9 protein-coding genes are annotated in these 12584 nt (G+C 38.1%); 3 read left to right on the top strand and 6 right to left on the bottom strand.

Features of this window, described 5'->3' with window-relative positions:
• The coding region (locus tag FJR11_RS04505; protein ID WP_168502521.1) for a hypothetical protein at window positions 1-195 on the top strand (195 nt) is incomplete at its 5' end.
• Between the two features lie 397 nt (window positions 196-592).
• On the opposite strand, the gene FJR11_RS04500 is transcribed toward FJR11_RS04505, so the two are convergent.
• The 6 genes from FJR11_RS04500 to FJR11_RS04475 form a co-directional block, all read right to left on the bottom strand.
• Window positions 593-1882 (bottom strand): Glu/Leu/Phe/Val dehydrogenase, encoded by a 1290-nt coding sequence (locus FJR11_RS04500; protein ID WP_168502520.1) that lies wholly within the window; start codon window positions 1880-1882, stop codon window positions 593-595.
• 212 nt (window positions 1883-2094) lie between these two features.
• Window positions 2095-3567, bottom strand: a complete 1473-nt coding sequence (locus FJR11_RS04495) for a carotenoid oxygenase family protein (RefSeq protein WP_168502519.1) — start codon at window positions 3565-3567, stop codon at window positions 2095-2097.
• Window positions 3568-3583: 16 nt separating this feature from the next.
• Window positions 3584-4924 carry a folate/biopterin family MFS transporter gene (locus FJR11_RS04490; protein ID WP_168502518.1) on the bottom strand — a complete coding sequence of 447 codons (1341 nt, stop codon included), beginning with the start codon at window positions 4922-4924 and terminating at the stop codon, window positions 3584-3586.
• A gap of 123 nt (window positions 4925-5047) precedes the next feature.
• Window positions 5048-6787, bottom strand: a complete 1740-nt coding sequence (locus FJR11_RS04485) for a ShlB/FhaC/HecB family hemolysin secretion/activation protein (protein ID WP_168502517.1) — start codon at window positions 6785-6787, stop codon at window positions 5048-5050.
• A 101-nt stretch (window positions 6788-6888) separates the two neighbouring features.
• The gene (locus tag FJR11_RS04480) at window positions 6889-9120 is read right to left on the bottom strand and encodes a CHASE2 domain-containing protein (protein WP_168502516.1); all 2232 of its coding nucleotides are present in this window, start codon (window positions 9118-9120) and stop codon (window positions 6889-6891) included.
• A 6-nt stretch (window positions 9121-9126) separates the two neighbouring features.
• Window positions 9127-9876 carry a DUF928 domain-containing protein gene (locus FJR11_RS04475; RefSeq protein ID WP_168502515.1) on the bottom strand — a complete coding sequence of 250 codons (750 nt, stop codon included), beginning with the start codon at window positions 9874-9876 and terminating at the stop codon, window positions 9127-9129.
• A 487-nt stretch (window positions 9877-10363) separates the two neighbouring features.
• Here FJR11_RS04475 and FJR11_RS04470 point away from each other — a divergent pair, with 487 nt between their 5' ends.
• Window positions 10364-10681 (top strand): hypothetical protein, encoded by a 318-nt coding sequence (locus FJR11_RS04470; RefSeq protein ID WP_168502514.1) that lies wholly within the window; start codon window positions 10364-10366, stop codon window positions 10679-10681.
• Window positions 10682-10758: 77 nt separating this feature from the next.
• Window positions 10759-12486 (top strand): succinate dehydrogenase/fumarate reductase flavoprotein subunit, encoded by a 1728-nt coding sequence (locus tag FJR11_RS04465; protein ID WP_168502513.1) that lies wholly within the window; start codon window positions 10759-10761, stop codon window positions 12484-12486.
• Window positions 12487-12584 lie beyond the last annotated feature (98 nt).

Here is a 12584-nt window from a genome sequence, read left to right as displayed (position 1 = left end):
CCAGAAGTCATCGAATTTAGCCAACTGCGTCAAGGTAATCTTGACTTATCGAGAGAAGACTTAAGAGTTGTCACAGAAATTAGCTATGATTCCAACACCAGCCGTAATGAAAAAATAGTCTTTGAAGATGTTTGGAATTATACCTCAATTACCGAAATTAATACTATCAGTCAGCTAGATACTTTCAGAAATTAAAGTAGGACTTACGCCAGTATCACATTGAAAACTTATGATAGGATGCGTCATAAATCAAGAGACTTTTGACATCTGACGCACCCTACTAAGAGGTTGTTTGATAGCGTTCACGAAGTGTGCCGAAGGCATAGCGTGGCGTTAGCCATAAAGTATTAGATAAAACCAATAATTTCCAATAACCTAACCCCCCAGCCCCCATTCCCTACCAGGGAATGGGGGTTTCAAAGCCTCTCCCCGCGTCGGGGAGAGGTTTGGAGAGGGGTTTATTTATACATTAAAAACTTTTCAAACATCCTCTAAGACACCAGTTGCGTAAGTTTAGTACAAAGAGACCTTTGCAAAAATTCTCATAAATATAAATGTAAAGACGTTACTAAAAGCGCCTTTACATTGACAATTAAGGATACAAACCCCTATCATTTAAAGCCTGGGCTACTCTACCCACACCCAAAGTATAAGCAGCTAACCGCAGATTTACCCCCCGTGCTTGCGACTCATGAATCACCTTGCGGTAAGCCTGAACCATTAAATGTTCCATTTCCCGGTTCACCCGTTCCTCATCCCAGAACAGGTAAGAAAGACCTTGCACCCATTCCAAATAACTAACCACCACACCCCCAGCATTGGCTAAAATATCCGGTAACACCGTCACACCACGGGCTTCTAAAACTCGGTTAGCTTCCAAGGTAACAGGGCCATTAGCAGCTTCCGCCACAAATTGCGCTTTGATTTGATAAACATTTTCTTCAGTGATTTGATTTTCCAAAGCCGCAGGAATCAACACATCACAAGCTAAAGTTAGTAAGTCTGCATTACTAATGGGTGTAGCTTGGGGAAATCCCACCACGCTGCGGCGATTTTCCGCAGAGTATGCTTTTAAAGCGGGAATATCAAGACCATCTTCAGAAAATACACCACCTGCACCGCTGGAAACAGCGATGATTTTTGCTCCCTCTTGGTATAATAATTCCGCAGCAGCCCCACCCACATTACCGAAACCTTGAATCACAACCCTGACACCATCAAGGGATTTACCATGATCTGCAAGGGATTCACGGACAATAATCATTACACCCCGTCCCGTTGCCATTTCTCGTCCTAGGGAACCACCGATAGATAAAGGCTTACCAGTGACAACTCCAGGAACAGAATGACCAACATTAACAGAGTAAGTATCCATCATCCATGCCATTTCCCGCGCGGATGTTCCCATGTCTGGGGCGGGTATATCTACTGATGGTCCAATGTCCTTAATTAATTCACTAATATAACGGCGGCTAATCCGTTCTAATTCTCCCACGCTGAACTTTTTGGGGTCTATGGGAATTCCCCCTTTCCCACCACCGTAGGGAATACCTAACAATGCACATTTCCACGTCATCAGCATGGCTAGGGCGGAAACTTCCCGTAATGTCACCGCTTCATGGTAGCGAATACCACCTTTATATGGACCTAAAATATCGGAATGTTGGACCCGATGTCCAGCAAAAACCCGCACTTCCCCATTATCCATTTTTATGGGGATGGAAACTGTGACAACTTTACGGGGATGACTGAGTATTTCTACTATACCTTGATTTAATTTTAATTCTTTAGCAGCCCATTCTAAATAGCTACAAGCTTGATCATAAGGACAAATATGGGCTGGAGAATGATTTTCCATCAGTGGGAGAGAGGTTGTAACCATAATATTCACTCCTCATCACGTATACTCGTGAACCAGATTTATATAATTAGCTTACCCTCTTTTTTGGAAAAGATATCAATTTTGTAGTTTTTGTTACAATTTAATTTTTGGTTATATGATATGTGAGGTTAACTAGAATAAACTACAAAAATACCCAAAATTTTCATGACTTTGTTGGGTTCGCTTTAGTCAACCCAACCTATATTTAATATTTAAATGAATATTTCTGGTGTAAAACTCCCATGTAAACCGTAGGGAATATGATGTTTCAGGTGTAGTTTTGCAATTGCCCCTTTTTCCAAATTGACAGCATCTAAAATCACCACATCTGAACGATGGTTTTCTGCATCATAGACCACAGCAATTAACCAACCATCATCTTCTTGTTGAGAATTTACTTTAGGAACAAAAATTGGTTCACCGACAAAACCTCGCGGTGCTGCACTCCAAAGTTGTTTTTTCCCTGATTTGAAATCAAGTTTGAAAATGGCTTGTAAGGGTGCATTAACCGTTGCATGATGAGCCGCAGCAGCGTATACATAACGATAGGCTTTACCGACATTATTTGGGTGAATAGTTGGAAATTCACAAGCACGGTTATCTATTAACTGATTTTGCACTTTATTTTCTGATAAATTCAGATTAAATCGCCAAATTTGTCCAGGAGAATTGGACTCAAAATCAGTTTCTCTGTAATCGCTATTTGGTTCAACATCTGTTAATGATTCATAGCAAATAGAATCAATAATAATTTCATTTTCCATTTCAAAAGCATTAACATGATGGAAAATAAAACCTGCTTGAGTTTCTAAAACCTTGACTTGTTCAGTTTGGGTTTTTCCTGTGCGCGGAATAATGATAATTTTTGTGGGTTGATTTTTTTGAACCTTAATACATTGGGCTGCGCTAGATATTCCTAAAGCAAAAGCTAAGGGATTAAAACTAACAGGATTTTGAAAGAAAATACAGTAGTTTTCTGTAATTACAAAATCATGAATGAAGCAAAAACCAGAAACACTATGATTTTGTTTACTGGTGATTTCCCCTTTTATGTTTAATTCAAATATGCTAATTGTGGTTGATGGTCCTGGTTTAATGGCAAAGTTAACTAATGTACCATTTGGATCAATTCGCGGGTGGGCGCTAAAGGCTTCTTTTTTGGATAAAACATCGTTGAAATATTCATTTCCTAATGTTTCTAAGGTATGGGGATTAAGTAAATAAGGTTCTGCTGCTTCCCATAGTGCTAAAAGTTTACCACCCCAATAAATTATATTTGTATTGGCAATATGTTTAATTTTAAAATCAAAAATATTAGCTAACCAACCACCAGGTTTTTGTGTACCAAAAACACCACGATAAAGAATTTTACCAGCTTTTTGTTCTGCTAAATAACCTTCTGTTTTTACAAATCGGTTACGAAAATGAGCGCGGCTATTGGTAAAAGTAATGCGGCTAATCATCCCGTCACCATCAAAAGGATGATGTAATCTTTGCCCATTTATATCTAATAAACCTGGACCATTTCTAAATAATGTTCCTGTTAATTCTGGAGGTATTTCTCCTTCTATATCATCTATCCAATAATCACATTCTTGGTTGAGAGATTCATATCCTCCTTGCCAATCTTTGAGGGTATAGGATTTTCCTGAGATTTGACTATCTTGAGTGTCTATTGTTTTCATTTTTTGGCTGTTTTATCTATGAACTAATTCCATTATGGCTAGTATCTATCTCAATATTAGCATCTGGTAGCCATTTAATAAATAATATTGGTATGAGAGAACTACAGTTGGTAATAATGATTAATAACCATAGAGAATCAAATTGATGTTCTGTAATTCCCAACCATTTCATTATGATAGATCCTAATCCGAAAGAAATAGTTCCTCCTAAATTATATATAGACATTAATAAAGCAAAGAATGTGGCTTCTATACCAGGAGGACAAAGCTTTGTTGCTAATACTAATATTGGCATGAATAAAACTTGCCCAATAACAGCAATAATCAAACTATCACCTAAGCTAAACCAATGATCATCTATTCCTAAAAGTCTGTTAGTGTGAGTTACTAATAATAAAGTCGTCATTCCTAAAGCAGTGGATATAACAGCCCCCCAAGTAAAAATAATTCTAAAGGAGAGAGTTTTAAAGTAACTTTGAAAAGCCCAAACCCCAATTAAAGAAGCAAAACTTGTTACTAACCGCACTCGTCCTAAAAATTCTGGTTGAAAGTGTAGTTCGTTAGTTGTAAAATAGAAAAATGCTGATTCGGCATTTGGTGTAGCGTGCCAAACAAATATAAATGCTGTTGGTAGCCAAATGGTTTTTTGTGTGATAGCTTGGCGAATTTGTCTTAATTGATGTTTTGTATTATTGCTTTTTTTAATATTTTTATTAATAGGTTGTTCCGCAATTAACCAAGCTACGGATGAAATAATTAAAGGGAATAATGCGGTGATTAAAAATACTGTGCGGGTGGTAAAATATTCTAAAAGTAAGCCGCTAAAATAAGCTGTACACAACCCACCAATAGCTGAACTACTCCAACACAGAGATTGTAAAGAACCTATCTTAGCTGCTGATTCGGATCTAGCTCTTTCAACTACAATAGAATCAACTATCACATCACTAATAGCTACAGAAAGGGAAGAAAGGAGGATCATAATTGTAGCTATTAAGCTAGTATGCACTATTGTTCCTAAACTTACCCAAGCTGTACATCCTATAATTCCTGATAAAACTATGTAAGGTTTTCTATGGTAGCCAAACAAGGGTAAACTATCGGAGATAAAACCATATAATGGCTTAATCATCCAAGGGATGGTACTAATTCCCACAATTGCTGACATCTGCACTGGACTTAATAGCAATTCATCTTTCAGAAAAAAGCTGACTGCTAACCGTGATAGTAACAATATGCCTTGAACAAAATAAATGGTAAGGATTGCTATTAACTCAGCACTAGGTTCATTACCTAAGAGAATTTTCTGGATTAGTAAATTTTTAACCTTGGGTAATTCAGAGGAGTCATTTAGCATTTGGATGAATATTTCTGAAGTTTTATTGACTTTTATATCATACCTGGATTTTCAAAAGTTTTCAGGTAGGAAGAATTGCTTCTTCCTTCTTCCCTCTTCCTTCTAAATTTCTGACTCCTCAATTCACAGCCGATAATTAGCACTGAAATATAAACCATCATCTTGGGCGTTAATTCCTCTATCTTGGAGATTAATGAGGGGAATACCATAATCTAGCCTCAGATTCAGATTGGGGAGAGGTTGAAATAATATTCCTAGTCCTGTTCCCGCTAAAAACTGCTGAGACTGTAAAAGGTTGGGGTTGTTATCTACATTCCAGATGTATCCTAGGTCAACAAAGGGGGCAAATTGCAGCATGGCATTACCAGATGCGTCCTTGTGGACTGTAATTCTATCTTCTAGGGAAAATCTGATCCCGTTGTCCCCAGCGCGGGCATTTTGCCGATATCCCCGCACCGATTGACCGCCACCGATAATATATTGCTGGGACGGTAATAAGCCATTGGGAGCTAACTGAAGTTCAGCTTGAGCAATTAATAAGTTATTTTCGTTGAGGCGTTGTACTCGTTGCACTTGTGCTAACCAACTAAAAAAGCGACCATCAGGAATGGGATTAGGATTAATGGTGGCATCAAATACACCTGTACCGACACTAAAAAGCGATCGCAAAGCCCAAGCCCCTTTTGTATCTCTTCGCACATAGTCTTGACCGAATTTAACTACACGAGTTCGACTATTACCCAGGGTATCAGGCCCAAAACCGAAGGGTGTGGGCCCTGCAAAGGTAAAGGTTTGGCCATCTTGATAACTAAAACCGAGAGATAGGGCAAATTCTTCTCGTAAAGATCGCATTAATGGCTGTCTATAACTAATTTCATATAGTTCCGACTCTCCACGAATGTTTAGAGCTTTGAACTTCGGTTCAATAACTTGGTTATTATTAATAGAAGTCCGCAACTGTAAAGTTCCATTCATGGCATTCAGCGGGACTTTGTAGGTAAAATCATAAATATTGGAAACACCTTTGGTACTAAAATAATAGGAAACATCTAATTGATCTCCCATCCCAGTGAGGTTACGATGGGTAGCACTCAAACCCAATCTTTCTGAACCCACACTAGGAGGAGAATAGTTATCAATGCTGATATTGGCATCAAAGGGATTGGCTTCTGTGACGCGGACAAATAATATACTTTGACCTAAACTATTTCCTGGCTGTAAGCTGGCTTCTACATTAGAAAAAAGAGGATCTGTGCGAAGGATTTTTAATTGTTCTTCTAGTTTAGCTGTGGACAGAGGTTTACCAGCACCCAAGGCTATTCGTGAACGCACATAATCAGGATTTAAACGTTTAGTTCCTTGAACTTCAATTTTTTCTAAACCACCTTCAATTACCTGGATTTTAATAATCCCATTGCTAATTTTCTGGTCTACTAACACAGCCCTAGATGAGATGTAACCCTGATTTAGATACAATTGGGTAATACAATCGGCGACTCTTTTCAGTTCCCCAAAAGTCACAGCCCGTCCTTCGACTGGTTGAGTAATCGGGTTTAATGCAGTGGAGTTAAATAGGGTACTCCCTAAAACTTCAATTTTCTGAACTTGAATAGTTTCCGTGCTGGGAGTTTCGGAAGATTCTGGACTAGGAGTGGGAGTAGGTTGTAGTGGGGGTTGTGGTTCTGGTGCTAGAGGTGCTGGTGTGGGTAGAGATTGGGGAAATCTGTTTTGATTGGGATTTCCTTCTGGATTTGGTGCTTGAGCAATGCTGGGGTAGACACCAGTAAATAAAACCATACTCACAGCCGAAAACCCATAAAACCCAATTTGACTAGGCATCTGGAGGAAAGCAGGAAGTTTCATAATTAAATTTCTATACATTTTTGAATTATCAATTGATACATTTAGCAGCCCTCAATACTTTATCAAGGACTGCCAATTTTGAATAGATTATTTTTGAATTTTTAACAGTTTTGCTGTAAATTTATTTCGCGGATTCTATTTAGTCGAGAGATTGCTTTTTGGGGGAGAGTCGTAAACCGAATTAAAAAATAATTTGGGTCAATAGTAGACTTTCTCACTACTTTCGCATACATATCTGGGTCTTCATCACATAAAGCCGTATCTGTTAATAATTTTAGTTTAATATTACTTAATCTTTCCAAAGGATGTTGAGAATGCAGTTGTGCGCCATGCTCAGAGAGTCCCACCAAAGCACCAGAGAATAATTCTTCATCTACGTGTTTTCCCTGCACCACCATATATTCAATAAATAATTCCTCACTTAAACTTACCATACTGTCTTCTTCTGTGGGTAGAAATAGCTGATATTCCCCACCAATACCACCAACTTCATACAAATTGACAGGATATTTTATCCCCTTAGCTTCTACTTTTAATTCACTATCAATTCGCAAATCAATATTTGCATCTTTATAACTATGCTCGGAAATAAAAATCTGTCCTCCCACCGTATAGGACTCAATCCGCGCTGCTAAATTTACATGACCACCAATAACAGTATATTCGGCACGTTTTTGAGAGCCAATATTCCCAGCAATCACTTCACCTGTATTAATCCCAATTCCCATTTCGAGAATTGGTAAATTCATTTCTTGATTTTTTTGATTAACTTGTTTCATAGCCAATTGCATAGCAATCGCACAGGCAATGGCTCGTTGGGAATCATCTTCTCGACTAATTGGCGCACCAAACATTACCAAAATTCCATCACCCATGAAATCATTAATTGTCCCTTTATATTCATAAATAATATCATTCATAGCTTCTAAATAAAGGTTGAGAATTCTTACCACTTCCTCTGGGGTAAATTCCTCAGAAATAGAGGAAAATCCTCTTAAATCAGAAACTAAAATGGTAACTTTTCTCCTTTCTCCTCCCAGCTTCAAACCAGCAGGACTTTCTAATAAATTATTAACTACTTCATCTGTTAAATAACGGCCAAAAGTCTTTTGCATATTCGCCGCACTACTAGCCACATATTGCGTAATGATTATTGCTGATCCTACTAATGCTAAAAGTGCTGGAACTACAGGAATCCACCAACCAAATATAAATAATAGGAAACAACCACTAATTAAAACACCACTTGTCAAGATAATACTAATTGCCAGGAGTCTGTTACTATGGCGTAGCTGCCAACTGACAGTAGCACCAATAGTTGACCAAACAAATATCCATAGATATTCTCCTGGTTCTGACCAAGACTTAATTAATGGACGATTATCTAGGGCTGTACTCAAGATTTGACTAATTAAATTAGCATGAATTACCACACCTGGCATTTTCTTCGGAGTTGTAAAATATTCGTTCGTATAAGGCGTATAGAATAGGTCTTTTAAACTTCCCGCAGTAGAACCAATTAACACCACCTTTCCCCGCATCAAATCTGGGGGAATGCGATTTTCTAAAACTTCTGTTAAAGAAATATTGGGAAAGGTTTCTATATTTCCTCGGTAATTTAAAAGAAGTTGATAACTTCCCTCTGTCGTTCTAATATAACTACCATCATTAGCTTCAAATCGGGGAAAAACACCTTTGCCCAATTGTAAATAATTGGGGTTAGTTTTTGCAGTTTCTTCTGTAATTCCCTCCGGTTTTAAATACAACAATGCTAATTTTAACGCCAAGCTTTCTAAGAAATCATCATTATCTAAATATAGGTAAAGTAATCCTCTCCGAACTTTACCATCATCATCTCTAGGTAAATCATTGCCTCCTACTTGTTGCTTGTTCTTGAGTATAGACGGCGGGTTAATCGGGAAATCATCATCATCATTCTTCAAAACTTTTTGAATACCAATCAAGTTAGGAGTAGATGTAAATACATTAATTAGGTCTTTGTGTCCAGGATTAACTGGCAAATTTCGATAAATATCTAAACCAATAGCTCTAGGTTTTTGCGCCTTGATTTTTTCTAGTAATCTCGCCAATACAGCATCAGAAATCGGCCACTGTCCTTGTTTATTGATGTCTAACTCATCAATTTTCACAATAACTATTCGGCTATCAACTGTCTCCCTTGGGCGAAGCAGAAAAAATTGATCTAAGGCTGTGAATTCAAGAAATTGTAGCAAGCCCATCAACCTAATTAACGTGACAATGACGGTAGTATTAGAAATAGCAATTAATACTGCCCGCCATTGCCAGATTTTTTTTGCCAGCTTTTTCCTCATTATCTATTATTTATTAACTGGGCAGAAATTGATTAATTTCTTAGATGCAATCTCTTTCAATTCTACCGATTCTAAAAGTTGTTTCCACTTCAATTTGACTGTTAAGCTATTTGGTTCATTACAACGTTGTTTGGCTATGGCATTTACTCCTTCATACCAAATTCCTGCTTCAGCATAAACAGTTGATAAATTCCGTAAATTAGTCTTTTTTAGCTTTTGTAGTAGGGAAACATCTGGTTCAATTCGTTGTACCCAAGCATCCATTTCAATATTGCTACTATAATCTTCAGGATCACAAACTACAGTGACAGACCATTTGTAAGGGCGATTAATTTCTAATTGAGGTGCATCTTCAGGCAGGGTAAAGCTAATAATTCCCGCTTCATTTGGTATTGGTAATTTGCCTTCATATAAGTTTTCAGTTTCACCATCAGCAAGAATAGTAAAATTGAGAAATTTAGCTGTAGAATTCGGCTGATACCAAAAAAATGTCGGATGTTTTGCTACAGTTAGCCCAACTAAATTTGCTGGAGTTAAAGGGACTAGAGATTCTTTCTTATTTTTCAAACAAGATGTTCCCCGTGTCGCACCACCATCTGTGGCCGGATTGCGTTTATTATCTACTCGTGGTTTAAATTTCTGACTGATTTGCCAAGTTTTGGTATTTGGCAATGATTGAGCCTGTGCTAACCCTATCTGGGAAGATAAAGTTACATAAAAAGCTAGAAAAAATAGAGATTTCTGCATCAATTTCATCGTTAAATATCCTCTTGATTAATTATTGAGTATTTCAGACAATATTTATATGATCCACAGCATTAATAGCAATTTACGCAATAAAATCTGTTCTTGTTGATATTTTTAAATCGGGTACTAAAAGTTTGTTCTTCTCAAGGGATTAGATCAACATTAAGGTTAAAAAGAGTGTATAATACAATACCTATGATAAGGAGTTTACAGTGAGTTTTGGGTAAGGTTATAATGATAACTTTGTTATACCATAGGACGAATTGCTGATTAACTGTGTTCCCACTATGATGGGAAAGAAGCTAATAAATGATAATCACAATAGTATATATACATAGAAATACATAAATTCACAATCTAGTAGAGTCGGTTAACTTAAAAATTTACTATATTTGTAAAGTAATATTACAAACCTTGGAAAAATATTGAGAAATTTTCACATTGCCAAGCATAGCTCTAAGGTAGAAGCTATAGGATAAAATTGAGGGCAGTTTTAATGAACAAAAATAACATTCAAAACTATCGGTTTGTCTGCACTTTGACCTTTGGTGATATTTACGGTCAAATTATCGTTTGGTTAATTACGATTACCATTAGCTTGGCTTCAGCTTTAGCACTGATGGGTGCAAAAAGACCAGTATACGCTTTAGCTATAGTAGGTCTTGTTGTCCTTTTATCTCTGCCTTTTTTACTTTTTGCCTTTGTGACGACTTTATTAAATAATATTGAACTCAATGCTGTAGAACCAAAAACAAAGACAGAATCAATCCCAAATAATATTCCCCAACAAAACCCAGTCCAAGCAACTAGCTAAAGGGAATTTTACTAATTTATCCATTCCCTATTACCCTGTCTTGTAGATAGGGAATTTTTTTTAATTGGTGGTTAATAATGCTCGAACATGATGTAATTATTGTTGGTGGCGGTTTAGCTGGATGTCGGGCTGCGCTGGAAATCGCCCGGACTGACCCTAGTTTAAAGGTAGCGGTAGTTGCCAAAACTCACCCAATTCGCTCTCATTCCGTGGCTGCTCAAGGTGGAATGGCGGCATCTTTAAAAAATGTTGATGATACGGATTCTTGGGAAGCTCACGCTTTTGATACTGTTAAAGGTTCTGATTATTTGGCAGATCAAGATGCAGTGGCAATTTTAACTCAAGAAGCCCCGGATGTGGTGATTGATTTAGAACATCTGGGGGTGTTATTCTCTCGTTTACCTGATGGTCGCATTGCTCAACGGGCTTTTGGTGGTCATTCTCATAACCGGACTTGTTATGCGGCTGATAAAACCGGTCATGCAATTTTACATGAGTTGGTTAATAATTTGCGCCGTCATGGTGTGCAAATTTACGAAGAATGGTATGTAATGCGCCTGATTTTAGAGGATGGTCAGGCTAAGGGTGTGGTGATGTTTCACCTCTTGGATGGACGAATTGAGGTTTTACGGGCAAAGGCTGTGATGTTTGCCACCGGGGGCTATGGTCGCGTTTATAACACGACTTCCAATGATTATGCTTCCACTGGTGACGGTTTGGCGATGACGGCTTTGGCTGGGTTGCCTTTGGCAGATATGGAATTTGTGCAATTTCATCCTACGGGTTTGTATCCTGTGGGCGTGCTGATTTCCGAGGCTGTGCGGGGAGAAGGGGCATATTTAATTAATGCCGATGGCGATCGCTTTATGGCCAATTACGCCCCCAGCCGCATGGAATTAGCCCCTCGTGATATTACCTCACGGGCGATCACCTATGAAATCCGTGCCGGTCGTGGTGTGAATACTGATGGTAGTCCAGGCGGTCCCTTTGTTTATCTGGATTTGCGCCATTTGGGTAAGGAAAAAATCATGAGTCGTGTTCCCTTCTGCTGGGAGGAAGCCCATCGTTTAGTTGGTGTGGACGCTGTAACTCAACCGATGCCTGTGCGTCCTACCAATCATTATTGTATGGGTGGTATTCCTGTTAACACTGACGGACAAGTTAGAAGTAATAATGATAGTTTTGTCGAAGGCTTTTTTGCCGCTGGGGAAACTGCTTGCGTGTCTGTTCACGGGGCAAATCGTCTCGGTAGTAATTCTTTATTAGAATGTGTAGTTTATGGTAAAAGGACTGGAGCAGCGATCGCTAATTATGTCCAAAATCGCAAATTACCATCAATAGATGAAGCCAGGTATATTCAGGAAGCCCAGCAACAAATTCAACTCTTAATAGCACAACCAGGACAGTACCGAATTAATCAAATTCGTCAAGCCTTTCAAGATAATATGACTGAACATTGTGGCGTTTTCCGCACCGATGAAGTCATGCGTCAGGGATTAGAAAAAATTGCCGAATTACAACAGCAATATTCACAAATATATTTAGATGACAAAGGAACTAGCTGGAATACAGAATTAGTTGAAGCCTTAGAACTACAAAGTTTAATGGTAGTGGGACAAACCATTTTAACTTCCGCCCTCAATCGTCAAGAAAGTCGCGGCGCACACTTTAGAGAAGACTTTTCCGAAAGGGATGATAATAAGTTCTTGCAACACACAATGGCTTATTATTCCCCAACGGGAATTGATATTCAATATCGTCCAGTTACCATCACAATGTTTGAACCAAAAGAACGCAAGTATTAATTGAAAAAGAATCTAGCAGTCAGAATTCAGGAGTATAGCTTGTTTTTACTCCTGATTCCTAATCTATGGCTGATGCTATACTATCACCAAAAAACTTT

The sequence above is a fragment of the Anabaena sp. UHCC 0187 genome (assembly GCF_009712035.1).
Taxonomy (GTDB): domain Bacteria; phylum Cyanobacteriota; class Cyanobacteriia; order Cyanobacteriales; family Nostocaceae; genus Dolichospermum.
This window is presented reverse-complemented; position numbering and strand designations above follow the sequence as displayed.